Source organism: Micromonospora lupini str. Lupac 08, from assembly GCF_000297395.2.
In the GTDB taxonomy this organism is placed as follows: Bacteria; Actinomycetota; Actinomycetes; order Mycobacteriales; family Micromonosporaceae; genus Micromonospora; species Micromonospora lupini.
Window position 1 is genome coordinate 3,539,964 of record NZ_HF570108.1, and the last position, 25,500, is coordinate 3,565,463.

18 protein-coding genes are annotated in these 25,500 nt (G+C 72.1%); 11 read left to right on the forward strand and 7 right to left on the reverse strand.

Translation table 11 applies throughout. From position 1 onward, the window contains the following. The first annotated feature begins 86 nt into the window (after positions 1–86). From MILUP08_RS17365 to MILUP08_RS17390, 6 genes are all read left to right on the forward strand, one after another. Positions 87–905: a helix-turn-helix domain-containing protein gene (locus MILUP08_RS17365; RefSeq protein ID WP_007459967.1), complete on the forward strand. Its 819-nt coding sequence runs from the start codon at positions 87–89 to the stop codon at positions 903–905. 97 nt (positions 906–1,002) lie between these two features. After that, positions 1,003–1,854, forward strand: a complete 852-nt coding sequence (locus MILUP08_RS17370) for a fumarylacetoacetate hydrolase family protein (RefSeq protein ID WP_007459970.1) — start codon at positions 1,003–1,005, stop codon at positions 1,852–1,854. Beyond that, entirely contained in the window at positions 1,851–2,600 is a 750-nt protein-coding gene (locus tag MILUP08_RS17375) for an SDR family NAD(P)-dependent oxidoreductase (protein ID WP_007459972.1), read from the forward strand. Before MILUP08_RS17370 ends, MILUP08_RS17375 begins: the two co-directional genes overlap by 4 nt. 40 nt (positions 2,601–2,640) lie before the next feature. Beyond that, on the forward strand, positions 2,641–3,396 hold the full coding sequence (locus tag MILUP08_RS17380; protein WP_007459974.1) for a (Fe-S)-binding protein: 756 nt from the start codon (positions 2,641–2,643) through the stop codon (positions 3,394–3,396). 20 nt (positions 3,397–3,416) lie between these two features. Further along, positions 3,417–4,853 carry a LutB/LldF family L-lactate oxidation iron-sulfur protein gene (locus MILUP08_RS17385; RefSeq protein ID WP_039908218.1) on the forward strand — a complete coding sequence of 479 codons (1,437 nt, stop codon included), beginning with the start codon at positions 3,417–3,419 and terminating at the stop codon, positions 4,851–4,853. After that, entirely contained in the window at positions 4,850–5,455 is a 606-nt protein-coding gene (locus MILUP08_RS17390; protein ID WP_039908220.1) for a LutC/YkgG family protein, read from the forward strand. Before MILUP08_RS17385 ends, MILUP08_RS17390 begins: the two co-directional genes overlap by 4 nt. 258 nt (positions 5,456–5,713) lie before the next feature. Here MILUP08_RS17390 and MILUP08_RS17395 read toward each other — a convergent pair whose 3' ends face one another. Both MILUP08_RS17395 and MILUP08_RS17400 read right to left on the reverse strand, forming a co-directional pair. Next, positions 5,714–6,298 (reverse strand): GNAT family N-acetyltransferase, encoded by a 585-nt coding sequence (locus MILUP08_RS17395; RefSeq protein WP_051065974.1) that lies wholly within the window; start codon positions 6,296–6,298, stop codon positions 5,714–5,716. 181 nt (positions 6,299–6,479) lie between these two features. Next, entirely contained in the window at positions 6,480–6,713 is a 234-nt protein-coding gene (locus tag MILUP08_RS17400) for a GntR family transcriptional regulator (protein WP_007459982.1), read from the reverse strand. Positions 6,714–6,958: 245 nt separating this feature from the next. On the opposite strand from MILUP08_RS17400, the gene MILUP08_RS35380 reads away from it, so the two are divergent. After that, on the forward strand, positions 6,959–7,165 hold the full coding sequence (locus tag MILUP08_RS35380; RefSeq protein ID WP_144056951.1) for a hypothetical protein: 207 nt from the start codon (positions 6,959–6,961) through the stop codon (positions 7,163–7,165). 163 nt (positions 7,166–7,328) lie between these two features. Here MILUP08_RS35380 and MILUP08_RS33850 read toward each other — a convergent pair whose 3' ends face one another. Further along, positions 7,329–9,776: a DUF4132 domain-containing protein gene (locus tag MILUP08_RS33850; protein WP_007459986.1), complete on the reverse strand. Its 2,448-nt coding sequence runs from the start codon at positions 9,774–9,776 to the stop codon at positions 7,329–7,331. A 1-nt stretch (position 9,777) separates the two neighbouring features. Further along, the gene (locus MILUP08_RS17410) at positions 9,778–10,170 is read right to left on the reverse strand and encodes a hypothetical protein (RefSeq protein WP_007459988.1); all 393 of its coding nucleotides are present in this window, start codon (positions 10,168–10,170) and stop codon (positions 9,778–9,780) included. Between the two features lie 135 nt (positions 10,171–10,305). On the opposite strand from MILUP08_RS17410, the gene MILUP08_RS17415 reads away from it, so the two are divergent. Next, positions 10,306–12,096: an HSP90 family protein gene (locus tag MILUP08_RS17415; protein ID WP_007459991.1), complete on the forward strand. Its 1,791-nt coding sequence runs from the start codon at positions 10,306–10,308 to the stop codon at positions 12,094–12,096. Continuing rightward, entirely contained in the window at positions 12,093–14,156 is a 2,064-nt protein-coding gene (locus tag MILUP08_RS17420) for a hypothetical protein (RefSeq protein ID WP_007459993.1), read from the forward strand. Before MILUP08_RS17415 ends, MILUP08_RS17420 begins: the two co-directional genes overlap by 4 nt. Before the next feature lie 10 nt (positions 14,157–14,166). On the opposite strand, the gene MILUP08_RS17425 is transcribed toward MILUP08_RS17420, so the two are convergent. The 3 genes from MILUP08_RS17425 to MILUP08_RS17435 form a co-directional block, all read right to left on the reverse strand. Then, entirely contained in the window at positions 14,167–15,069 is a 903-nt protein-coding gene (locus MILUP08_RS17425) for an endonuclease/exonuclease/phosphatase family protein (protein WP_007459996.1), read from the reverse strand. Positions 15,070–15,244: 175 nt separating this feature from the next. Continuing rightward, a complete protein-coding gene (locus MILUP08_RS17430) occupies positions 15,245–16,438 on the reverse strand; it encodes an endo-1,4-beta-xylanase (protein ID WP_007459998.1) in 1,194 nt (397 codons plus the stop codon). A gap of 284 nt (positions 16,439–16,722) precedes the next feature. After that, positions 16,723–22,182 (reverse strand): ATP-binding protein, encoded by a 5,460-nt coding sequence (locus tag MILUP08_RS17435; RefSeq protein WP_007460002.1) that lies wholly within the window; start codon positions 22,180–22,182, stop codon positions 16,723–16,725. A 379-nt stretch (positions 22,183–22,561) separates the two neighbouring features. On the opposite strand from MILUP08_RS17435, the gene MILUP08_RS17440 reads away from it, so the two are divergent. Continuing rightward, complete coding sequence (locus MILUP08_RS17440) at positions 22,562–23,923, forward strand: carbohydrate-binding domain-containing protein (protein WP_007460003.1); 1,362 nt, start codon at positions 22,562–22,564, stop codon at positions 23,921–23,923. Positions 23,924–24,142: 219 nt separating this feature from the next. Further along, positions 24,143–25,399: a phosphodiester glycosidase family protein gene (locus tag MILUP08_RS17445; RefSeq protein WP_007460005.1), complete on the forward strand. Its 1,257-nt coding sequence runs from the start codon at positions 24,143–24,145 to the stop codon at positions 25,397–25,399. Positions 25,400–25,500: the final 101 nt, after the last annotated feature.

A 25,500-nucleotide genomic window follows, 5' to 3' on the forward strand; every position in this document is an offset into this window, starting at 1 on the left:
GACGATGCTCGCGGCCGGTCCGGGACCCTGTCGATTACGTCGGAGGTAATGGCCGGTGAGCCGACGCGGTCACTAGGGTCGGTCGCGTGACGACGACGACCAGGCCGGTACGACGGGTCGGAGAGCTGCTGCGCGACTGGCGTCAGAGCCGCCGGATGAGCCAACTGGACCTGTCGATCGAGACGGGGATCTCCGCCCGACATCTGAGCTTCGTGGAGACCGGGCGGTCCCGGCCGAGCCCCGAGCTGATCCTGCGGCTGGCCGAGCAGCTCGACGTACCGCTGGCGGACCGCAACACGATCCTGCTCGCCGGGGGGTACGCGCCCGCGTACCCCCGCCACGAGCTGGACGACCCGGAGTTGGCGCCGGTGCGTGCCGCCGTCCGGCGGATCCTCGACGGCCACGGTCCGTTCCCGGCGGTGCTCATCGACAGGCACTGGCAGCTCGTCGAGGCCAACCCCGCCGTGGCGTTGTTCACCGACGGCGCGGCGCCGCACCTGCTCGCCCCTCCGGTAAACGTCCTGCGGCTCAGCCTGCACCCCGACGGCATGGCCCCGCGGATCGGCAACCTGCCCGAGTGGCGTACGCACCTGCTCGCCCGGCTGCGCCAGACGGCAGTCGGCACCGGCGACGCGGTCCTGCACGACCTGCACGAGGAGCTGCGCGGCTATCCCGGCGGCAACTGCCACGCCCCGGCGACGGGTGACCCCGTCTCGCGGGTCGCCGTCGGCCTCCGGTACCGCCACGACGGTCGGGAGCTGTCCTTTCTCAGCACCACCACCGTGTTCGGCACCCCGCTCGACGTCACGGTCGCCGGGCTGGCCGTCGAGTCGTTCTTCCCGGCCGACGCGGCGACGCTGCGCGCCCTCGGCGTACGGGGTGGCGACGCGGTCCCACCGAGCTGACCGAGGTGATCCCGCCGTGCCGGGCGCGGGGCGTGTCGGTGTTGAATGCGGGGGTGTCCGCCACCGCCCGGTCAGCCCGGACACGGAGGAGAGTGAGATGAACTTCAAGCGCCTCGGCCCGAGCGGCCAGGAGATTCCGGTCGTCCAGCGCGACGGCACGACCTTCGACCTGCGGCCGCTCACCGCCGACCTGGACGGGGCGTTCTGGGCGTCGGACGGGATCGCGCGGACGCGGGTCGCGCTCGACCGTGGCGAGCTGACCGAACTGCCCGACGCGGACAGCCTGCGGGTGGGCGCGCCGATCGCCCGGCCCCACAAGATTGTCTGCATTGGACTCAACTACCGCGACCACGCGGCGGAGACGGGTGCGGCGCTGCCCGCCGAGCCGGTGGTCTTCATGAAGGACCCGATGACAATCGTCGGGCCGTACGACGACGTTCTCGTTCCGCGTGGCTCGACGCAGACCGACTGGGAGGTCGAACTCGGGGTCGTCGTCGGCACGACCGTCCGCTACGCCGACTCCCCGGAGGAGGCCATGCGGCACATCGCGGGGTACGCGGTGTCGCACGACGTCTCCGAGCGCGGGTTCCAGTTGGAGCGCGGGGGTCAGTGGGACAAGGGCAAGAGCTGCGAGACCTTCAACCCGCTGGGGCCGAGCCTCGTGCCGGCCGACGAGGTCGACGACCCGCAGTCGCTGGCGCTGCGGTTGTGGGTCAACGGGGTCCTGCGCCAGGACGGGTCCACCAAGGACATGATCTTCCCGGTCGCCCACGTCGTCTGGTACCTCAGCCAGTTCATGGTCCTGTACCCCGGCGACGTCATCAACACGGGCACCCCGGCCGGCGTGGCGCTGGGCCTTCCGGACCACCCGTACCTGCGCGCCGGCGACGTCGTGGAGTTGGAGGTCGCCGGCCTGGGCCGGGCACGCCAGACGTTGGTGCAGGCGTGAGCGCGGAGTTCGCCGGGCTGGCCGCGCTCGTCACCGGCGGCTCCTCCGGCATCGGCCGCGCCACCGCCGTGGAGCTGCGCGAGCGGGGCGCCCGGGTGGCCGTCCTCGACCTCGACCCGAGCGGCCTGCCGGAGGGCATCGACGGCTTCGCCACCGACGTGTCGAGCCGCCCGTCGGTGCAGAAGTCGGTCGCCGCCGCAGCAGACGCGCTCGGCGGCATCGACGTGGTGGTCAACAACGCCGGGATCGGCGCGACCGGAACCGTCGCCGACCAGAGCGACGACGAGTGGCACCGCGTGCTCGACGTCAACGTGGTCGGCATGGCACGCGTCGTCAGCGCGGCCCTGCCCTGGCTGCGCGCCTCGGCGCACGCGTCGGTCGTCAACATCTCGTCCATCGCCGCGCTCAACGGCCTGCCCGGCCGGGCGCTCTACTCGGCCAGCAAGGGCGCCGTGCTGTCGCTGACCCTCGCCATGGCCACCGACCACGTCCGCGAGGGCATCCGGTTCAACTGCGTCTGCCCCGGCACGGCCGACACGCCCTGGGTGGGACGGCTGCTGGCGCAGGCCGACGACCCGGCCGCCGAACGCGTGGCGTTGCAGGCCCGCCAGCCCATCGGACGACTTGTCACACCGAAGGAGGTCGCGAACGCGATCGTCTACCTCGCGTCGCCGCTCTCGGCGTCGACCACCGGTACGGTGTTGGACGTCGACGGTGGGGTCACCCACCTGCGGGTCCGGCCGTGACGGCGGCCGGCCGGCGACGGTCGGTGGGGGGAGGCGGGCCGTGCGGATCGCGCTGTTCGTGACCTGCCTGGCCGACACCATGTTCCCGCAGGCGGCCACCGCGACCGTGCGGCTGCTGGAACGGCTCGGCCACGAGGTGGTCTTCCCGCAGGAGCAGACCTGCTGCGGGCAGATGCACGTCAACACCGGCTACCAGCGCGAGGCCGTCCCCCTGGTACGCCGCCACGTGCGGGTCTTCGACCCGTACGACGTGATCGTCGCGCCGTCGGGCTCCTGCGTCGGGTCGGTGCGGCACCAGCACGCGACGGTGGCCCGCCGGGCGGGCGACGTGCGGCTGGCCAGTCGCGCCGAGTCGGTGGCCGAGCGGACGTACGAGCTGTCCGAGCTGCTCGTCGACGTGCTCGGGGTGACCGACGTGGGCGCGTACTACCCGCACCGGGTCACCTACCATCCGACCTGCCACTCGCTGCGGATGCTGCGGGTGGGGGACCGGCCACGACAGTTGCTGGGCGCGGTGCGCGGGCTCGACCTGGTCGAGTTGCCGGCGGCGGAGCAGTGCTGCGGGTTCGGCGGCACGTTCGCCGTGAAGAACCCGGAGACGTCCACGGCGATGCTTGCGGACAAGATGCGCCACGTCCTCTCCACCGGCGCCGACGTGTGCGCCGCAGGCGACGTCTCGTGTCTCATGCACATCGGCGGCGGGCTGTCGCGGCTGCGGACCGGCGTGCGCACCGTGCACCTGGCCGAGATCCTGGCCTCGACCGAGCAGAGCGCCCGATCGGCGGCCCGCCCGTGACCCGCCGGACGTTCCTCGGCATGCCGGCGACCACCCCACCGGTGACCGCGCCGGCCGGCGTGGGGCACCTGCGCGGCGAGGAGTCGTTCCCCACCGCGGCGCGGCGCAGCCTGGCCGACCCGCAACTGCGGCGCAACCTTCGCCACGCCACGACGACGATCCGGGCCAAGTCCGCGGGTGTGATCGCCGAACAGTCCGACTGGGAGCAGTTGCGCACGGCGGGCGCGGCCATCAAGGCCGACACCCTGCGCCGCCTGCCGGACCTGCTGGAACAGCTCGAAGAGAAGGTCACCGCGGCCGGCGGGGTCGTGCACTGGGCGGCGGACGCCGTCGAGGCCAACCGGATCGTCACCGACCTCGTCCGGGCGACCGGCGCGGACCGGGTCATCAAGGTCAAGTCCATGGCGACCCAGGAGATCGGCCTCAACGAGGCCCTCGAAGCGGCCGGGATCACCGCCGTCGAGACCGACCTCGCGGAGCTGATCGTGCAGTTCGGCGACGACCGGCCGAGCCACATCCTGGTGCCCGCGATCCACCGCAACCGGGCCGAGATCCGGGAGATCTTCCTCCGCGAGATGCCCGGCGTCGACCCCGCGCTCACCGACGACCCGGCGGCCCTCGCGGCCGCCGCACGCCGGTTCCTGCGCGAAACCTTCCTGAGTACGCCGGTGGCGGTGTCCGGCGCGAACTTCGCCGTCGTCGAGACGGGCACCCTGGCCGTGGTGGAGTCCGAGGGCAACGGCCGGATGTGCCTGACCGTGCCGGAAACACTCATCACCGTCATGGGCGTGGAGAAGCTGGTGCCGACCTGGCGCGACCTGGAGGTCTTCCTCCAGCTGCTGCCCCGGGCGTCGACCGGGGAGCGGATGAACCCGTACACCTCGATGTGGACGGGTGTGACCCCGGGCGACGGGCCGCAGACGTTCCACCTCGTGCTGCTCGACAACGGGCGCAGCGCGGTGCTCGCCGACGAGGTCGGCCGGCAGGCGCTGCGGTGCATCCGCTGCTCGGCGTGCCTCAACGTGTGCCCGGTCTACGAGCGCGCCGGCGGCCACGCCTACGGGTCGGTGTACCCGGGACCCATCGGCGCGGTGCTGTCGCCCCAGCTCACCGGCATCGAGGACAACGCGTCCCTGCCGTACGCGTCGACGCTCTGCGGCGCCTGCTACGACGCCTGTCCGGTCAAAATCAACATCCCGGAGCTGCTGGTGCACCTGCGTGCCGAGGCCGTCGAGTCGCGACCCCGGCCCACCGCCGAGTCGATCGCGATGGCCGCGGCCGCGTACACGATGGACCGACCCCGGCTGTACGCGGCCGGGCAGCGCGCCGCGCGGCTGAGCCGGCTCGTCGGCCGGCGTGGTCGGGGGCTGCCCCCACCGCTCAACGGCTGGACCGCCAGCCGGGACCTGCCGGACCCGCCGGCGCAGACGTTCCGCGAATGGTGGGCCGACCGGTGACCTCCCGGGACCTCGTCCTCGGCCGGCTGCGGGCCGCGCTCGCCGCCGACGACGCCGCCGCCGCGCCTGTCGACGTGCCCCGCGACTACCGGCAGGCCGCCGCCGTGGACCTCGACCAGTTGGCGCAGCGGCTGACCGACTACCGGGCACACGTGCACCGGGTCGCCGAGGCCGCCGTCGCCGACACGATCGCCGACCTCCTGCCGGACGGCGGCACCGTCGTCGTACCGCCGGGTCTGCCGCGCGCCTGGCTGCCGCCGACGGTGACCGCCCTGCCCGACGACGGCCTCGACCACGCCCGGATCGGGGCCGCCGACGCCGTCGTCACCGCCGCCGCCGTCGCCATCGCCCAGACCGGAACCGTCGTCCTCGACGCTTCGCCCGACCAGGGACGCCGGGTGCTCAGCCTCCTGCCGGACCGGCACGTGTGCGTCGTCCGCGCCGACCAGGTGGTGGCCACCGTGCCGGAGGCCCTCGCCCGACTGACGCCACACCGTCCACTGACCTGGATCAGCGGCCCGTCGGCGACGAGCGACATCGAACTGATCCGCGTCGAGGGGGTGCACGGCCCGCGCCAACTGCACGTCATCCTGCTGCCCTGACCAATCTCCTGCACGGTCACTCGCCGAGCCGTCCGAGCGCGCCGCCCTGGACGAGTAAGTCCTAACCCAAGACGGGGCTGGGGTTGCGGCGAGGGGCGTTGGCCATCCGCTGTGGCTGCCCGCCATATCAACGTCCTGTTGAGCGGTATACCGCAGCGGTATGAATATGACTCTGAGGTATATCGCTGACGACCGCATCCGCCCCCAAGAAGGTGACGGACGGTCACGGCCGCCGGCTGCGCCCACCGCCCAGCAGGGCTAGGAATCACTCGTGTAGGGCCCATGCCGAGAGCACCGGCGGTCGCGCTGCGGCGTGACGGCGGGCCGGCCGGAGTCCGCGAGGTCGATGCGCCAGTCGTTGCTGCGCATCAGCGAGCCGCTATCCGGCGGATATTCGAAATTGCAGGGGCCGAGGAGGGCGAAGCCGAGGCGGTGGCAGAGCGCGTTGGAAGGGGCGTTGTCGACTGCGGGGAACGCGTGCAGGCTGTGGGGATCGTCGGGCTGGCGGGCGATTTCGCGGACGATAGTGATCAGGGTGGCGCCGGCTGCGGAGGCAAGGCCTCGGGAGTGGTAGGGCGGTAGGACGTTCCAGCCGGTCTCAAAAATCTGCTCACCCTGCCAGGTGCGCCGGTGATAGGCGATGCTGCCGACCATCTCGTCGCCGAGCAGTACGGCGAACATGCAGCCGCGACCAGTTGCCGGCATGGCAAGGTACCGGCGGTGCCGGGCAAGCAGTTGTTCCTCCGGCTCAGGGCCGCCGACGTGACGACGCATCTGCGGAGTGTTGATCCGGCGCAGAAGGTCGAGCGCGGATTCCGACCAAGGCTCAAGACGAAGGTCCATGCGGCGCAGCCTGGCAGCCATCGGGATCACCAAGCACCTCATTTCGACCGGGTGCGGATGTCGTTCGCCTGTACAACTCGGGCCTGCGCCGCATTCGGCGGTAACGCGGCCTTGGAGCCGGGTGGTGCCCGTGGGACGTGGGGTGGGGGACGCGGCTGCCGGCTGGACCGTCGAGTGAGACCTAGTCGGACTGCCCAGCCTCGGCCACGTAGACACCCTTGCCGGGCTGTCCCTCGACCAACCCGCGATCTTTGAGGATTGTCGTGACCCGGTTGATCGTGGAGATGTGCACACCGTGCTGGTCGGCCAGCTCTCGTGTGGACGGTAGCTTCTCACCCGGCGCAAGCTCTCCGGACTTGATCTTCTCGGCTATCTCGTTGGCGATGCGCCGGTAGTCCACTCTCTCGGTCGGCATGACTCGATCTCCGTAGGGTCCCTGGTTTCGGCACCTCAATTCGATCACGGTCGGACCTGTTCCAACAAGTTTCATGATCTATGAAGGGGTCGTAGTTGACCTGCTCCTACAAGTTGGAATAGGTTGTAGCTCAGTTGGGTTCCCTGGTTTCGGCAAACTCCTGGGTTCCTGACGGCATGCCCACCTGAGGGAGCACGACGTGCTGGCTCAGGTGGGACCCAATCATCGTGGGGAAGGTGCCGATAGTGTCGATCGACGAACCGGTGTCGAAGGCAACCGAACTGTTCATGGCGAAGCGGGTGCTCGACGCACACTGGACTCGGGCACTCGACCGGCCATGGCGAGTAGGTGGGTGCCTGGAGTGTCAAGGTCGCAATGATTGTCCACAGCTTGACTGGGCAATCGCGCTGACCGCAGAAGTGGCAGCCCTGATGCTCCCGAAGCTGACGTAATGACCCTCGTGGGACGCGCCAACGGGTCGCCACCGCAGGGGCACCCCTTGATCAGGTGATGAGAAGTAGGCCAGAAAAGCATCCTGGCACCTACTTTTCATCACGTGATCAAGCCCTTGCCCCGCCTGCCGCCTGCCGCCGGCCCAGCGCGACGCGTTGGCCGTCAGCTCCCCGGCACCGGGGGTGGTAGTTGCTGGAGCACCGTGGTATCGGTGATCTTGTCGTCGGCGGCGAGCATGATTGCCTTGGACAGGATCGTGGACAGCATGGGGTCGTCGTCGAACGGCAGGTGCAGGCGGCCGGTCCGCTCACGTGCCGCCACGATGCACAGGTACGCGTCGTCGGGCTCCACCATGACGTTGCCCGAACCGAGGTGGATCCGGTACGCGCGCAGGTTTCCGCGTACCCGCAGATGCCGGTCCGACAGCTCCACCCGGTCGGCGATGGCCATCCGGGGCAGCAGCCGAGCGAGGGCGTCCCGGCGTACCTGCGCCGACGGGGTCAGCTCCGCGACGACCGCGCGTCGCCAGTAGGCGGAGAACCGGTCCTCGCCGCGATCGGCCCACTGCGGGTCGGTGGCGATCGAGGTGACGCCGACGAACAGGTCCACGTCGCGCATCGCCTCGGTGAACACCAGCGGTGGCACGTCGACGATCGGCGCGGGCTGCCAGGCCGACCCGTCGCGGCGGGCGAAGCGCACCTGGTCGGTGGAGCAGTACTCGACGTCGTAGCGGTCGGGATCCGGGTTGTCGACGAGCGCGTGGTCGAAGGACGCCCGCCACGCGCCGCCGCCGAAGACCCTGGTGGCCTCGCTCTCGTACCCGCCGTCCCAGGTGCCGAGGTAGCCGGCCTGCCAGCCGCGGGCGCGCAGCAGGGCGTTGGCCTGCCGGTAGCGCAGGATGTGCGCCGCGAACCGGTTGGAGTAGGTGTGCGTCTTCTCCTCGGCCGGTGTGCGCAGGTAGACCTCCCGGAAGACCTGCTTGAACGGCTGCGTCAGGCCGGCGGCGAGCAGGTGCTCGCGCCAGGCCAGCACGTCCGCCGTGTCCGCGCGGGCGGGATGCCACAACCGGATGCGACCCGGCGGCAGGGTCTGGCCGGCCCGGTCGACGAGCGTCCACCCGTCGGGCTCGCAGCGGGGCAGGCCGGCCGTCCAGCGCTGGCCGTCGCCGCCTGTCTCCCAGAGCAGCCGCCGCCCGAAGGTCGCGGTGACCGGGTGGTCGAGGAACCGAGACGACCAGTCGGGGTACGACCAGGTGCGCTCCTCCGACAGCAGCCCCTCCACCCGCTGGCGCTCGCTCACCAGCGTCGCGCCGACCCGCTTGACCGCGTCCCGTAGCCAGACGAGCTCGTCGCCATGAGCTTGCTTCACCTGAGCCGGGACGCCCTTGAGCGGGACGCCGTCGCGGGCGAAGACCAGGCGCGCCCGGTCGCCCGCGATCTCCACCGTCGCCTCGTACGGGCCGACCGGTGTGCGCAGACGCCCGTCCGGTCCGAGCCCGTGGTCGTCGACGGCCAGCTCCATGACCTCGCTGAGCGACCACCCGTGTCGCGCGGCGAGGCCGGTCAGCGCGGACTGGACCCGGCTCTGCACGGCCTTGTTCCGGACCGTCCCGGCCAGCCGCGCCAGCGTGCGTACCGGCGCGTCGCCGTCGCGGTCGGCCAGCAGTCGTACCGCGACGATCGCCGTGCGCGGCGCGTGGGGATATCCGGACGCCTGGCGTGGCGCCGCCGCCGCAGTGGCGGTGGCCCGCGCCAGCAGGTCGGTCGCCTCCTCGTCGCCGTCGCGCGACAACGCCCAGACCAGCCCGCGCAGGAGGCGGTCGGAGTCGTCGTGGACGGATCGTCCGCGGGTGGCGAACGCGTCGAGGATCTGGCGCGTGACCTGCGGGCCGCCGTCGGCGGCGGCGAGCAGGTCGTCGAGGCGGCGCAGCCATTGCCTGGACGCCGCCGGTTTGTCCAACGTGGCGCGGTGTTCCAGCAGCTCCGGCACGCCCGGCGCGACGAGGACATCACCCAGCTCGGCACGGACGGCTGGCCCGAACGTGTCGCCGTCGTGCAGCAGCCACGACGGTAGGCGGCTGCCGGTGGCGCGGTCGATCGCCCGGCCGAACAGCGTGACGGCGCGGCGGCGCGGCACCGCCGCGATGAAGTAGTCGTCGACCAGCTCACTGACCAGGGCGGACAGCGCCGGCACCAGGTCGGCCAGCTCGCCGGTCGGCAGGCGCGGCGCGATCAGGGCGGGCAGCTCCAGGTGGGCGCCGTTGTCGAAGCACTCCCCGCGAGCGGCGACCTGCAGGCACCACACCAGGTCCGCCCGCGTGAAGGGGACGTCCTCGGCGCCGAGGTTGCGCACCACGTCGTTCAGTGCGGTGGGAATCGAAGCGTTCGAGGACTCCAGGTGCACGGCCAGGGCGGCGCGGCGGCGCTCCTCGGCCGGCCACGACTCGACGGTGGCCCACTCGGGCACGCTTGTCACCGGGGATCCCCAGAAGTACGTGTCGGCGATCCGCAGCACCGCCCGGATCCGGGCGTCGGCCTCGGCGAGACCGACCTCCACCTGCCGCCGGTCCGCCTCGGTCAGGCCGGGGAGCAACGCCTCCCAGTCGCCCATCTCAGCCACCCACGAGCGCGACGAGGCGGACGAACGCCACGGCCGGGTCGGTGCGCAGGTCGATCTGCTCGTCGAGGTCCTCGATCTGGCGGTCGCCGACCAGCAGCAGGAAGCCGTTGCGGGCGAACGCCGCGCAGGCGCGATCCGCCTGCGCCTCCCAGTCGAGCCGCCGGCCCGGGGTGACCCGGTAGCCGTTCAGGGTGGCCTCCGTGTCGGTCGGCTGCACCAGGCCCCGGAAGTGCCGTGGCTGCTCGGCGTTGAACCGCGCCACCTCCTCGCGCACCCGCAACCGGACCAGCTCCCGCACCGAGATCTGCTCCGGCAGGCCGGCCAACGGCCAGCTCTCGATGGCTCTGCCCGTCGCTGTCTCATCCCGAACGATCACCGTGACCATGCCCGTGCTCCTTGCGCTGAGGTGAGCGGCAGCATGGCACGACCGTCCGACGAAACGTAGGCCCGGAAACGGGGCACCCGACGCGCACGCTCAGCCGCTAGTGTGCACCGGACCGGATCATGGGAGAGGGCGGTTGTGAGCTACACCTTCCACGTCGACCTGCGCGGCATCGTCGACCTGCTCAGTCACCACCTGTACGCCAGCCCGCGCGTCTACGTGCGCGAACTGATGCAGAACGCCGTCGACGCCATCACCGCCCGCCGGTCGGACGACCCCGGTGCGCCGGGCGCGATCCGCATCCACCCGCCGGAGTCCACCGGAGACGGCACGTTGCGCGTCGAGGACACCGGCATCGGCCTGACCGAGGCGCAGGTGCACGAACTGCTCGCCACCATCGGGCGCAGCTCCAAGCGGGACGACCTGGGCTTCGCCCGGCACGAGTTCCTCGGCCAGTTCGGCATCGGTCTGCTCTCCTGCTTCCTGGTCGCCGACGAGATCCGGGTACGCACCCGCGCCGCCGGCTCCCCGACCGTCGAGTGGATCGGCTACGCCGACGGGCGCTACGAGCTGCACGTCGCCCCGGCCGGACGGGAGCGCCCCGAGCAGGGCACCACCGTGACGCTGGTGCCCCGGCGCGGCGAGGAGCACTGGCTGCGTCGCGACGCCGTCCGCGAGATCGCCTCCCTGTACGGCTCCATGCTGCCGATCCCCGTGCACGTCGACGACGAGCCGATCACCGTGGGGCTGGCGCCCTGGGAGAACGACGCCGCGGAGCCGGCGGCGACCCGTCGGGCCCGGCTCGACGCGTACGCCCAGGAGGTCTTCGGTTTCACGCCCTTCGACGTGATCGACCTCGCGGTGCCCGCCGCCGGCCTGCGCGGGGTGGCGTTCGTGCTCCCCATGCCGGCGAACCCGACGTCGCGGGTGGCCCACCGGGTGTACCTCAAGCAGATGCTGCTCTCCGAGGACATCGAGCGGCTGCTGCCGGAGTGGGCGTTCTTCGTCCGCTGCGTCGTCGACACCGGTGAGCTGCGCCCGACCGCGAGCCGTGAGGCGCTCTACGAGGACGCGCTGCTCGACCAGGTCCGCGAGTCGCTGGGCGACTCCCTGCGCGGCTGGATGACCCGGCTCGGGCGCACCGACCCGCATCGCCTCCAGGCGTTCCTGCGGGTGCACCACCTCGGCGTCAAGGCGCTCGCCGTGCACGACGACGAGATGCTGCGCCTGGTCGAGCAGTGGTGGCCGTTCGAGACGAACATGGGCCCGCTGACCCTCGCCGAGTTCCGGGAACGGCACCAGGTGGTGCGCTACACGCCCTCGGTGGACGAGTTCCGCCAGCTCGCCGCGGTCGCCGCCGCCCAGGGCATCGCCGTGGTCAACGCGGGCTACGTCTACGACGCCGAGCTGACGAGCCGGCTGTCCGACCTGGACAGCACGATCGTCACCGAGGTCCTCACGGCGAGCGACCTGGCGACCCGGCTGGAACCGCTCGACCCGGACGTCGAGCTGGCGGTGCGGCCCTTCCTCGTCCTGGCGCAGCGGACCCTCGACCGCCTCGGCGTGCAGGTGCTGGTCCGCGCCTTCGAACCGGCCAGCATGCCGGCGCTGCACCTGCTCGACGGGGACACCGCCCTGGCGGTGGACCTGCGGCAGGGGCAGGAGCAGGCCGACGAGCTGTGGTCGTCGATCCTCGGCACCTTCACGCAGGGGCGCGACGAGCGGCCACAGTTGGTGTTCAACCACCGCAACCCCCTCGTCCGGCAGGCCATCGCGACCGGCGACGACGAGCTGACGACGCTCGCCATCGAGGGGCTGTACGTGCAGGCGCTGCTGCTGGGCCACCAGCCGCTGCGGCCCGCGGACACCGCCGCGCTCAACCAGTCGTTCCTCGGGCTGCTCGCCCGCGCCATGGGAGGGGCCCGGTGACCGCCTCGGAGCAGGAGCTGCGCGAGCGCCTCGCCCAGGCGTACGCGCTGCCGCGCGGCCCCGCCCGGTTCGCCGCGCTGGACGCGGTCTTCCGGCACGCCGACGCGGCCGGTGACGTGCCGTTCGCCTTTTCCGCGCGGATGCGGGCGATAAGTGACTTCCACCACGGCGGAGACCCCACCCGGGCGTTCCTCGCCTTCTCCTGGTGCCTGGCGACGTTCGACAGGCAGCCGGAGGTGGTGGGCGAGCACCATGCGCACAGCCTGCTCTGGGACTTCAAGTGGATCGTCTGGGCGCTGCCCCAGTTCCCGGACATCCCCCTGGAGCGCACCATGGCGGTGCTCGACGACATGCAACGCCGCTATCAGCTCGCCGGGCACAGCCTGCACGCGGTCCACCAGCACCGCTGGCTGGTGGCGCACCACGTCGGGGACATGGCCGCCGCCCAGGAGTCGTACGACCGGATGGTGACCGCCAAGCGGGACGCGCTGTCGGACTGCGGCGCGTGTGTCCCGTCGGGCCAGGTGCGGCACCTCACGTCCCTCGGCCGCTTCGACGAGGCCATCGCCGTGGGCGAGCCGTACAAGCGCGGTGGCTGCACCGAGCAGCCCCAGTGGATGCTCAGCGAGCTGCTCACGCCGTACCTGCGGGTGGGTCGGTTCGACGAGGCCGTCGAGGCGCACCGGGACGGCTACCGCCGCATCCGCGACGACCGCCACCACCTCGACAACCTCGCCCAGCACGTGCTGTTCTGCGGCCTGACCGGCAACGAGGCGCGTGGCCTGGAGCTGGTGGAACGGCACCTGAGCTGGCTGGAACGCCCCTCGTCGCCGTACGCGGCGATGGAGTTCGCCGCTTCCGCCGCGCTGGTCCTCGGCCGGCTCTCCGCGTCCGGGCACGGGGCTCTGGCGCTGTCGCGCCGCTCCGACGACGGCACCCGTCGGTGGGAAGCGACGGTGGCCGAGGTCCACGACGAGATGGCCGGGCACGCTCGCGCGACAGCCGCCCGGTTCGACGTCCGCAACGGCAACCGGCACCAGAGCGACCGGGTCGAGGCGCGCATGGCGGCGACGCCTGTGGCGCAGCGGGTGCCGCTCACCGTCCTCGCCGGGCGCGTCACCGCGCCCGAGCGGCCGGTCGACCCGGCGCTGGCCGCCCTCGTCGAGCGGGTCGCCGCGCTCACCGCTGCCGGCGACGCGGCCGGCGCCGCGCGGGCCCGCCTCGAGGTGGCGCACACCCTGCGCAACTCGGGCCGACAGGAGGACGCCGTCGAGGCGGCCGAGGAGGCGGTCCGCAGCCTCGACCGGGCCGGTCTGCGCGACGACGCGGCCCGCTGCCGTCACCTGCTGTGGGAGCTGTACCGCCGGGCCTACCACCACCGCGACGCGGCGCGGGCGGTGCTGGCCGAGCTGACCCCCGCCGGGGACCTGCCCGACGGGGTGCCTCCGCTGGAGGTGATCCTGGAGGACGCGGCCGACCTGCTGCAGGGCATGGAGGGTCTCACCCATCTGGTCACTGCCGCCGACCGGCACCGGGCCAACGGCAACGCCGACGCCGAGCTGCGGGTGCTGCGCAAGGCGCTCGCGCGGCTGGCCAACCGCCCCCCGGACGATGTCGCCTGGGCGGTGCTGGCCCGCGTCGACACCCTCGGCGCGGCCGAGCAGCCCACGTCCGCCGAGCACGCGGGCAGGGATCAGGTGGCCGCCGCGCAGCTGCTGGCCGCCGCCGACCGCACCGCGGAGGCGCTCGACCGGCTCGACGCGGCCGTCACCTGGTTCGACGGCGACGAGCTGGCGGACGAGCGTCGCTCGGCCCGACTGGACCGGGCGCGGTTGCGTCTGCGCGTCGGCGAGCCGGCCCGCGCCGAGGCGGAGGCGCGGGAGGTGCTGGCCGAGGATCCCGACGAGTACGGCTACGCGGCCACCGCGGTGCTGGCGCTGGCCCTGCGGGCGCAGGGCCGCGCCGACGAGGCGGGCAAGGCGCTGGCTGCGCGCGAGATGGACGAGGACGACGTCGACTTCTATACCGAAGACCTCGGGCCGTACGACGACGAGGACTGACCTGTCGTCGTCAGCGACGGGTCGGCCGTGTGTCGTCGATGACGAGGGTGGCCAGCAGGGCGGGGTGGTCGGTCGCCCCGCCCATGCCCACCGACCGGGCGCAGCAGAGCATGATGTCGGCGCTGGTCAGGATGTGCTGCACCGCGCCGTCGCCGACGCGCCGGTAACCGGGTGGCGTGCAGGCCCGTACGTCGGGGTCGTCGTCGAGGCGGAGGTTGAGGTCGCCGCTGAGCACGGTGGGCGCGTACCCGCTGTCTCGCCTGACGGCGGGCAGGATCTCGTCGAGCAGGTGGCCGCACTGGGTGAGCGCGACGGCGTGGCTGGTCGCCGCCAGGTGGGTGGTGCAGGCGTTGAGGGCGTCGCCGACGTGGACGCACAGCCAGGGTCGCTCCTCGGGGTCCGCGACGTCCTGTGTGGGGTGGATTCCACTGTGCACGGCGTGCCGGCCGTCCGCCGCCAGCCGGGTCAGCAACCCGATGCCGTACGCCTGGCCGTTGCGGCACCGGGTGTCGGCGCCGCTGGGGCGGTCACCGGCGGCCTGGAAGGCGGACACGACCATCGCGTCGGTGTGGACGGCCGCGAACACCGCCTCCAGGGTGGGCACGTCGCTCTGGCAGATTTCGTTGAGAGTCACCAGGTCGGGTCGTTCGGCCCGGATGACCTCGGCGGCTCTGGTCAGTGACCGGCCGGTGTAACAGCCGGCGCGACCGCTGTTGCACAGGTTCAGCTGGAGCACCCGCACCGTCGTGGGCGCGGAAGCCCCCGCCACCGGCGATTCGGCCGGCACTGCGGCGACGGCGACGAGGCAGCCGAGGGCAAGCGCGCGGCGGATCGCGCGGTACGGGCCGGACGCACGGCGGCCGAGGAGCGCGCCAGGGGATCGGGTGGTGTCGCCGGGCGGATCTGTCGACATGCGGTCTCCGGCAGCGGGAGGCGACAGTCTTCGCCGAGGTGTCCGTGATCATACTGCCGGCCGTCGCGCTACGAGCGGACGTTCATTCGCCCGCTCCTGCCCGGCGACTGAGCGCACGCGCCGCGCTGAACACGGGCCGTGCGAGGAGGGTGGACCCCGCACGACCCGTGTCCGTTCAGCGGTGCGGCCTGGGTGCGACGCGCGGCAGGACGTACGGCGGGCCGGCGAAGATCAGGTCCGACTTCAACTCCTGGTACGCCCGCTTGGGCTGGTAGTTCTCGTCGTAGATGGTGGCCAGGCCCTCCGGCGGGTCGTTGAACCAGTCCGGCACCCACGAGTACTTGTCGCTGAAACCCCAGACGGTGTACGACAGGCAGGTGCGTACGGCGAGGCACGCCTTCATCAGCACGCTGAAGTTGGCGGCCGACGCCTGCAACCGGGGGTTGATCTCGGCGGAGTTGCCGGCCCGGACGGCCTCGGTCATCTCGCTGCGGACGTCGACCTCGGTGAACGCGGTGGCCAGACCGAGACCGGCGAACCGCTTCAGGGCAGCGGTCACCTGGAGGGTGTCGAAGTTGCCGTACTGAGTGCCCAGGTGGCCCTGCGAGCCGACGCCGTCGATCGGGACGCCCTGTGCGCGCAGCCCCTTGGCCATGTCGTAGACGAACTGCGTCTTGTCGTCGGCCGGGTTGCCGGAGCCGAACGCCTCGATGTTGTAGTCGTTGTAGAACAGCAGCGCCCTGGGATCGGCGGCGCGGGCCCAGCGGAACGCGTCGGCGATGTAGTCGGGGCCGAGGTTCTGCGCCCAGAAACCCTTGTAGTGCAGAGTCGACGGGGTGTCCCAGGGGTCGCTGACCGCCTCGTTGACGACGTCCCACTGCCAGATCCTGCCCTGGTAGCGCTTGACGACTGTGGTGATGTGCTTGCGCAGCAGCTCGCGCAGCTCCTGCTTGCTGATGCTGCCGTCGGCGACGCCGCTGGTCAGCCAGGCGGGCAGTTGGCTGTGCCAGACCAGCACGTGGCCGCGCACGGCCTGCCTGTTGCGCGCGGCGAACTCGACGAGCTGGTCGGCGGCCGTCCAGTCGTAGGTGCCGCGGGTGGGCTCCAGGCTCTCCCACTTCATCGCGTTCTCGGCGGTGACCGAGGAGAACTCGGAGGCGGCCAGCCGACGGTACTGCGGGTCGCCGGCGTCGTTGAGGGCTGTCGCGTTCACCGCGGTGCCGATCTTCAGGCCGTGGCGCTGGCCGAGGGCCGCGAGGGTCTGCGTGGTCGGGTCGTACGGCCGGCTCGCGGTGGCCGGTAACGCGTTCAACGCCGCAGCGGTCGCGACGGCGACGACGCCGGCGCTGATCCACCGTCTTGGCTTCATCTGCCTTCCTTTCGGTGATGATCGACAGGTGTCGATCTTTGAAGGGAGGGTGCGGCCCGGATGTCATGGGGGCGTGGGGCGGGACGAGGACCGGAAACTCGTTCGAAACGTTATGGCCGTCGATGGGCCCCGTCAACTCTGAAAACTTCCGGAAAAGAGTCGGGTGAGCTGCGCGGCTGTGGACAGTCGTCGGATGAAAGTTTCGAGGGTGCGTCCGCTCACGACAGTGGGGACGGCACCGACCGCGATGAGTCGGTGCCGTCCCCACTGGCAGGGCGAGGGCCCTACCGCAGACGCGCCTCGATGGCCTCGATGACGCGCGGACGCAGCTCGGCGGCGCGGATGACGGCGTCCACCGAGCCGACCTCGACGGCACGTTGGATGTTGTGCACCCGGTCGAACTCCGTGGCCACCTCACCGAGCTTCTCCGCCCGCACCGACGAGCGCAGCTCGTCGAGCTCGGCGGCCAGCGCGGCGCGCTCGGTGCCGGCCGCGGCGGCGACACGGGCCTCCAGGGCCCGCACCCGCTCGTCGGCGGCCGTACGGGCGTTGACGTCGGCGGAGAACACCACCGCCGCGGCGGGAGCACCGCCGAGCACCGAGGCGAACGACCCCTCAAGCGCGAGCACCGTCATGCTCGGGTTCAGCGCCTTCGAGAACACCACGAACGCGCCGCCGTGGTAGCGCGAGATCACGCAGAACACGATCGGACCCTGGAAGTTCACGATCGCCCGGCCGATCTCCGCGCCGTACTCCAGTTGCAGCTTGCGCATCGACTCGGGCGAGCCGTCGAAGCCGGACAGGTTCGCCAGCACGACCAGGGGCCGGTTGCCGCTGGCCGCGTTGATGGCCCGCGCGGCCTTCTTCGACGAGCGGGGGAACAGCGTGCCCGCCGTGTAGGTGTCCGGGCCGTCGGTGGGCGGGAACCCGCGTCGCGGTACCGACCGGGACTCGATGCCGAGCAGGCACACCGGGATGCCACCGAGGTGGGCGTCCTGCACCACCGCGGTGTCGGCGTCGGCCATGCCCGCCCACCGCTCCAGCACCGGGTGGTCCTGGTCGGCGAGGGCCCGCAGCACCGTCCGGATGTCGAACGGCTTCTTGCGGTCCGGGTTGGCCTCGGCGGAGAAGATCTCACCGACCGTGCGGAAGGGGCTGCCGGCCACGTCGTGCGGGAACGCCGAGACGTCGCGGTCCACCGGGTCGGTGGTGGTCGCCCGCCGTGGCGCGTCCTCGCCGGGCGCGACGTACGTGTGCTCGTAGTGGGCCATCAGCACGTCCCGCGCGGCGGTCAGGTTCGGCGCCCAGTACTGCGCCTGCCCGTTCGGCCCCATCACCCGGTCGTAGCCGCCGATGCCGAAGTTGTCCTCGGCGGACACCCCGCCGGAGAAGTCGAGCGACTGCTTGCCGGTGAGCACCATCGCCGAGTCCGGCGTCATCACCAGGACGCCCTTGGTGTGCATGAGCATCGTGGCCTCGGCGTTCCAGTACGGCTGCGCGCCGACGTTGATGCCCGCCACGACGATGTTGATCTCGCCGCCGGCCTGGGTGAACTTGACGATCCGCTTGAGCGCGGCGGCCACCCAGTCCATGTTCTCCGTGCCCGAGGTCATCGAGATCCGGGCTCCGGCGGACAGCGCCCACCACTCCAGCGGCACCCGCATCCGCTCCGCCAGGTCCAGCGCGGCGATCACCCGCCGGCACTCCGGCTCGGACAGGGCGCCCAACGACTTCGTCGGGTCGCCGAGCAGCACCACGCGGGTGACACCCTCCGGGTGCAGCGTGGCAGGCGTGGTGACGACACCGGCGACGATCGCGGCGCGGTTGCGCCCCTTCGGCCGGTCCACCGGCACCAGCGCGTGCGCGTCGTCCAGGTCGTGCTCGACGAAGTCACCGAGCCGGCTGGTCAACTCGTACGGGTACACCGTGTTGCGGCTGCTGGCCCGCAGCACCTTCAGCCGGTACTCGTCGAGCGGCTCCACCGGCTCGACCGGCGGCTCGCCCACGGCCAGCTCCGCGCCGCCCGCGGCGTCGAACGAGATCCGTACCGCGATCTTGGTCAGCTCGCCGGTGCGACGGTCGCGCTGCCGCGCGATGAACAGGATCTCCTCCAGGCCCGCGCCCACTGTCGTCGGGCGCACGCGCCCGGCGATCATCTCCATCTCCTCGCGGGTCAGCTCGCTCGGCGGCCAGACGTAGACCACGATCCGGTTGGTGGTGAAGCGCGTCTTCGACGGCCGCCGCGACTGGGCCCGGCGGATCGAGTCGAGGCAGGCCGCGACCGCGTCCTCGGCGGTCGGCAGCGCCACCAGCCGGCCGTCCTGCTCGCGCAGCTCGGTCAGGTCGCGGACCTGGGCGAACGCGACGAGGCGTTCGTCGGCCGGGTTCTCCCGCGCCACGCACTGGAAGAGGTAGACCTCCTCGTCGGACGACGGCAGCCGGGTCAGGTCGAACTTGTGCAGCCGCTCCAACTGCATCCGCTGCGCGATGTACGGGTGCAGACCGCGGATCAGCCGGTCCTCGACCATTGCGCCGTCCGACGGGCGGAAGGTGAAGTGGTGGTGCATGACCGCGCCGCCGCGACCCGCGACGGTGGCGGTGAGCCGACGGACCTGCGCCGGCAACGGGTGTGCGGCGATCACCTGGAGCAGCGCGGCGGCCATGGCGTCGAAGTCCTCCGGCTGGTTCTCCCAGGCGAGGTAGATGTCGGCGTCGACGGAGTCCTCGTCGCCGGCCAACTCGGCGAGCCCTCGGAGCGCGCCACCCAGCGCGTCGAAGCTCACCGCCGCGGAGACCACACTGGAGTCCGCGCGTTCGGCGACCACGAAGGCGCAGTCGGCGACCTCGCGGGTCCGCACCCGGGTGAGGGCCTTGTTGCCGTAGTAGCGGCGGGTGAGCACCTCCAGCATGACCGTGTTGTCCAGGTGGTCACGGACCAGGCGCTGGCCGAGCAGGCGCACCAGCGGTTCGGTGCTGCGGACCATCTCGGCGATGCGCTCGGCGCGGTCGGGGGCGTCCGGCTGCGCGTCCAGGTGCCGCAGGTGCGCCCGGATCTGGGCGTAGACACGGGCCCGGTTACGGCGCAGCAGCGGCTGCGCGAACCAGGCGAACACCACGCCCCGGGCCAGGTCGGCGATGGCGGGGAAGCGGACCTGCGTCGCGGCGATCAGCCGCTCCAGCGCCAGGCCGGCGGGCTCGCGCAGTGACTCGTCCGGCGGGGTCTCCCGCAGCCACTCGCGCAGCAGCGACGCCACGACCGTGGCGTCGGCGGACGCGCGCTGCTGGGCCAGGAAGATCCGGAACACGGCGGCTTCCAGGCCGGGGGAGCGCTCCAGGTCGGTGACGCCGTAGTGGCTGAGTGCCTTGGCGAGCCTGGCCTGGAAGGCGTCGGGCAGCCCGGCCCGCTCCACGTCGAGGCTCTGCAGGTAGGTGTGGAAGTACTCCCGGGCGCTGCGGACGTGGGCGCCGCCGTCCTCGCCGGTCGGCCGGTTGCGGCTCAGCTCGGCCAGGTCGGCGAACACCTCGACGAGGTCCACCTCGGCCGCCAGCGGCCGGTGCCCGTCCTCGGCGGCCAACCGCCGCACGACGAGGTAGTCGTCGAGCACCCGGCGGTCGTCGTGCGGGTCGACGTCGAAACCGAGCAGCAGGCCGCGCAGATCCTCCTGGCCGCGCCTGCTGCGCTCGTGCGCCGCCGCGTTGTCGTCGGCGGCGGGCAGGTCCAGCTCGACGCTGGCGACGCTCGGGCCGGCGGCGGCCTCGGTGCCCTCGTCGGCGAGCGGCTCCAGCCGCAGTAGCGGCGCGCCGGCCTCCACCTGGCTGCCCACCGAGACGGCGCACTCCTTGAGCCGGGCCCTGAACGGCGCGCGCAGCACCGTCTCCATCTTCATGGCCTCCAGCACCAGCACCGGTGCTCCCGCCTCGACCTCGTCGCCGACCTCCAGTGGGGTGGCGACGACAAGCGCGGGCATGGGGGAACGCAGGACACCGCCCTCGTCGCGGCTGACCCGGTGCGTCACACCGTCCACCTCGACGAGGTGGGTCGGCCCGTGCGTGCCGGTGAGCAGGCGGTACCGGATGCCGTTGACGACGATCTGGCCGGTGTGCCTGTCGAAGCGGTCAAGCTCGACGTCGGCGGTGCGCACGGCGCCGCCCGCCTCGATGCCGACGCGGAACCGGTGTGCCCCGATCCGCGCCACCCGCATCCGGTACGTGGCGCCGCGCAGCTTGAGGTCCAGCGGCCGGCCGCTGGCGTGCTGCACCTGCGGGCGGCCACCGGCGGCGGTCGACAGCAGCCGCTGCCGCTCGGCGCGCTCCTCCTCCTCGTACGACTCGATGGCGGCGGCGGCCAGGGCGACCGCGGAGTGCCGGTGCGTCACGAGTCGACCCTCGCCCCGGACCCGGTCGATCCAGCCGGTGTCGGCACTGGCGTCGATGATCTCGGGCTGGTCGAGCAGATCGAGCACGAAGCTCTTGTTCGTCGCGCCGCCCTCGATGATCACCGTGGTGTTGGCCATCGCCCGCCGCAGCTTGCCGAGCGCCTCGTCGCGGTCACGCCCGTACGCGATGATCTTCGCGATCATCGAGTCGAAGTCGGCCGGAATGGTGTCGCCCTCGCTGACGCCGGTGTCCACCCGGATGCCCGGGCCGGCGGGCAGGTCCAGCCGCGCGATGCGCCCCGGTGACGGCGCGAAGTCGCGGTCCGGGTCCTCGGCGTTGAGTCGGGCCTCGATGGCGTGCCCGCGCTCGGCCGGCGGCTCGCCGACCAGCCGGCCGCCGGAGGCGACGTGCAGTTGTGCCTTGACCAGGTCGAATCCGGTGGTCAGCTCGGTGATCGGGTGCTCGACCTGCAGGCGGGTGTTGACCTCCAGGAAGGCGAACAGCCGGTCGCCGGGGTGGTAGAGGAACTCGACGGTCGCCGCGCCCCGGTAGCCGACCGCCACGGCGAGCCGCTCCGCCGAGGTCTTCAGCTCGGCCGCCTGGGACGCGTCGAGCACCGGCGAGGCCGACTCCTCGATGACCTTCTGGTTGCGTCGCTGCACCGAGCAGTCGCGTACGCCGAGCGCCCACGCGGTGCCCTGGCCGTCGGCGATCACCTGGACCTCGACGTGCCGGGCGCCGGTGACCAGGCGCTCCAGGAACACGATGCCGCTGCCGAACGCCCGCGCCGCCTCCTGGCTGGTGCGCTCGTACGCGTCGGCGAGTTCGGCCTCGTTGGTGATCACGCGGATGCCGCGCCCGCCGCCACCGGCCGTCGCCTTCAGCATGAGCGGGTAGCCGATGCTGGCCGCCGCCGTCCGGGCGGCGTCCAGGGTCTCGACGGCGCCGCGGCTCCACGGCGCGACAGGCACGCCGACCTCCTCGGCGATCAGCTTCGCGCCGATCTTGTCGCCGAGCTGGCGCATGGCCTCGGGGCTCGGCCCGACGAACGTGACGCCGATCTTCTCGCACAGCTCCGCGAACGCCGGATCCTCGGCGACGAAGCCCCAGCCGACCCACGCGGCGTCGGCGCCGGTCTCGGTCAGGGCGCGCTCCAGCGTCGCCAGGTTCAGGTACGGGCGGGCGGACGCCGGACCCAGGTCGTACGCGATGTCCGCCTCGCGCACGAAGGTGGCCGTGCGGTCGACGTCGGTGTGGAGGGCGACCGTCTCGATCCGGCTGCCCGTCTCCGCGGCCAGCTCTCGGACCGCGTGGATGAGCCGCATGGCAGCTTCACCACGGTTGACGATGGCGACACGGTTGAACACCCGACTGACCCCTTTGGTAGACCATGATGTGCGTGCCGGTAGTTGACGGCTCCCGGCAGTGGTCACTTTTCCGGCTCCGGACGGACGGCGCCATGGTGCAACCGCCGAACCGACAGTCGCTCTGTTGTAGGAACCCAACAAAACTTTTTGGCTGTCGGGGCGTGGGTGTCGGATCTCCGCCCGATCCTCGGCGTGGATGCCCAGATGTCCGCTTCGAGGTCTTTGCGGCTATTGGTGGTGGTTGGGGTCGGGCCGGCCCGCCACGAAGAGGCCACCTCCGGTACGGCAGCCGTCTGTCATACATTCATATGTATCGCACGAATCATCCTTACGCTCGGCCTGCCCAGCTCAACGGGTACCGGCGTCGAGGGGATGAGCGGTGTTGACCAGAAGAAGCAGATCCGCGTTCGTGGCGGCGGTCGCGGCGACGGTTGTCGCGGTGGCCGCAGGCGCGTTCGCCGGCGGCACGGCGAGCGCCGCCGAGCCCTCGCCGTTCACAGTCGTCGACGGCGCGATCCGTACGGCGACCGGCACCCCGACGCCCGCCTCCGGCACCCACGCCTCGCTCTGGGGCAACTCGAGCTCCGCCACCACAAGCGTCGCCGGCTCGGGGCGGGTGCTGATCGGCGCCATCGGCGACAACTGCCAGGGCTGGCCGACCGTGCGGGTGACAGTCGACGGCGTCAGCGTCGGCCAGACGACGATCGTCAGCGCGACCAGCTACGGCACCTATCCCGTCGGCGCGGCGGTCGGGGCGGGTCAGCACACCGTGCGGATCCAGTTCGTGAACGACTTCCGGGCCGAGTCCTGCGACCGCAACGTCCACATCGCGTACGCGCGGATGGAGACCCCGGGCGCCACGGACACGACCTTCAGCTTCGCCGTCCTGCCGGACACCCAGCAGGAGGTGCTGAACAGCGCGGACACCCGGTTCCGCAACCGTACGGACTGGCTGGTGCGCAACCGGTCCGCACTGGACCTGCGCTTCGTGGCCTCCTCCGGTGACGTGGTCAACTGGGACACCCCCGACCACTCCCAGTACGTCATCGCCCGCGACGCGATGCGCCCGATCGAGGCCGCCGGCATCCCGTACGCGCTGGCGATCGGCAACCACGACACCCAGGCCACCGGCGTCGGTGGCTCGGCCCGCGACCCGGCACACACCCGGGAACTCGTCCGGGACACCACGGTGTTCAACCAGTTCTTCACCGTCGGCCAGTACGGCGCGGTGCAGGGGCAGTTCGAGAGCGGGAAGGTCGACAACTCGTACTCCACCTTCTCGGCCGGCGGGGCGCAGTGGATGGTGCTGACCCTCGAACTCTGGCCCCGGGTCGAGGCCGTCGCCTGGGCCCGCGCCGTCGTCGCCGCCCACCCCCGGCACAACGTCATCGTCGTCACCCACGACTACATCGACGGCAGCGGCGCCATCGAGCAGAGCGCGTCGTACGGCGCGACCAGCCCCCAGTACCTCTTCGACAACCTGGTCAAGCAGTACGCCAACATCCGTTTCCTCTTCTCCGGGCACGTCGGTGTCGCCGGCAACCGGGTCGACACCGGTGTCAACGGCAACAAGATCTACTCATTCCTCCAGACCTTCCACTCCAACACCACGAACCCGGTGCGGCTGGTCGAGATCGACACGGCGGCCAACTCGCTGCGCACCTGGATCAACGCGCCCTACACGAACGAGTCGTTCCCCGAGTACGACAGGTCGTTCACCGGCATCGGCGTCCTGCGCTGACCCCGGACACCGCCCACGGAGGGCGTGCGAGCACTGTCGCACGCCCTCCGGGCGTCCGTAGTTGATCAAGACGGTGTGGGCGGTTCACGTCGACAGTCCCTCGCGTTCATCGTCGGGTGATCGGCTGGCCAGGAAGATCACCGCCGGCCCGGCCCAGCCGCCCGTCCGGCACGAACCTCCGGGCACGGCCCGGAACCGCACCGAAGGAAAGGAACGGCGATGAGGCCATCGCACCTCGTACGCCCGGGTCTGGCACTGCTGCTCGCCGCGGGACTGAGCACGCTCGCGGCGCCGGTCGGCGCCGCCCGGGCCGCCACCCCGACGACGTCCGCATCCGTGGCCCCGGTAGCCGTCACGTCGAGCGAGCAGCTCGCACCGGGCGTCACGTACGGCTCGTTCCAGGTGGACACCCCGCGCGGCCCCGCCGTCGGCTACCTGCTCACCGCCGACCTGCGCAAGAACAGGGTCTCGCTGGACCTCCTGCACCCGGACACCGTGGCGCAGCGCCAGGTCGTCTCCGCGATGACCAACGCCCAGGGCGCCATCGCCGGCGTGAACGGGGACTTCTTCAACATCAGCGAGACGCACGCCGGCGTCGCACCGACCGGCTCGTCCTCGGGCCCGGAGATCGCCGACGGCGAGCAGCTCAAGTTCGCCGTACCGACCGCCCAACGCTTCGGCCCCGGCCTCGCCCCGGGCACCTCGACCCGCGACGTGTTCGGCGTCGGCGTGAACGGCGAGGCGCGCGTCGACACCCTGAGCCTCACCGGCGAGGTCCGCAGCGGAACGCACGCGATCGCCCTGGGCGGCCTCAACCAGTACGCGCTCCCGGTCGGCGGCGTCGGGCTCTTCACCTCCGCTTGGGGCACGGCCTCCCGGGTGCGGTCGACCTGCGGCAGCGACACCAGCCGCAACGACCCGTGCAGCACCCACACGTACGAGGTGACCATCCGCCGCGGAGTGGTGACCGCGGTGGGCCAGACGCCCGGAGCGGGCGCGATCCCCGCCGACACCGAGGTGCTGGTGGGCCGCGAGGGTGGCGCCGACGCGCTCGACGACCTCGCCGTCGGCGACCGGGTGAGCGTGCACGAGAAGCTCTCCTCCGCCGGGGCGCCCAAGCTGACGTTCGCGGTCGGCGGTGCGCCGATCCTGCGCGACGGCGTACCCCTCGCGGGCCTCGACACCAGGACCGCCGCCGTGCGCAGCGCGGCCGGCGTCAGCCCGGACGGCAGGACCGTGTACCTCGTCGCGCTCGCCGGCCGCGCCCCGGCCAGCGCCGGCCTCACGATCGCCGAGCTGGCCGACGTGCTGCGCGCGCTCGGCGCGGACGCGGCGGTCAACCTGGACGGCGGCGGTTCGACCACGGTCGCCGTCCGCGAGCCGGGCCAGGCGACGGCCACCGCCCGCAACAGCCCCTCCGACGGTACGGAGCGCGCGGTCGCCAACGGCATCGGCATCTTCGTCGGCCGGCACTGACCGATCCGTCGAGTCCCGCCCCGCCCGGTCGGCGCACCGGGCGGGGCGGGTGCCGTCTGGCGCTCGGGCACCGGTGGTCAGCAAGGCGGGGCCTCGGCGCA

Bases quoted from the DNA above. Each gene is read 5' to 3' on its own strand.
- MILUP08_RS17445 (WP_007460005.1), top strand. From the start codon at position 24,143: ATGAGGCCATCGCACCTCGTACGCCCGGGTCTGGCACTGCTGCTCGCC.
- MILUP08_RS17370 (WP_007459970.1), top strand. From the start codon at position 1,003: ATGAACTTCAAGCGCCTCGGCCCGAGCGGCCAGGAGATTCCGGTCGTC.
- MILUP08_RS33850 (WP_007459986.1), bottom strand. From the start codon at position 9,776: ATGGGCGACTGGGAGGCGTTGCTCCCCGGCCTGACCGAGGCGGACCGG.
- MILUP08_RS17430 (WP_007459998.1), bottom strand. From the start codon at position 16,438: ATGAAGCCAAGACGGTGGATCAGCGCCGGCGTCGTCGCCGTCGCGACC.
- MILUP08_RS17410 (WP_007459988.1), bottom strand. From the start codon at position 10,170: ATGGTCACGGTGATCGTTCGGGATGAGACAGCGACGGGCAGAGCCATC.
- MILUP08_RS17425 (WP_007459996.1), bottom strand. From the start codon at position 15,069: ATGTCGACAGATCCGCCCGGCGACACCACCCGATCCCCTGGCGCGCTC.
- MILUP08_RS17400 (WP_007459982.1), bottom strand. From the start codon at position 6,713: ATGCCGACCGAGAGAGTGGACTACCGGCGCATCGCCAACGAGATAGCC.
- MILUP08_RS17395 (WP_051065974.1), bottom strand. From the start codon at position 6,298: ATGGACCTTCGTCTTGAGCCTTGGTCGGAATCCGCGCTCGACCTTCTG.
- MILUP08_RS17385 (WP_039908218.1), top strand. From the start codon at position 3,417: ATGCCGGCGACCACCCCACCGGTGACCGCGCCGGCCGGCGTGGGGCAC.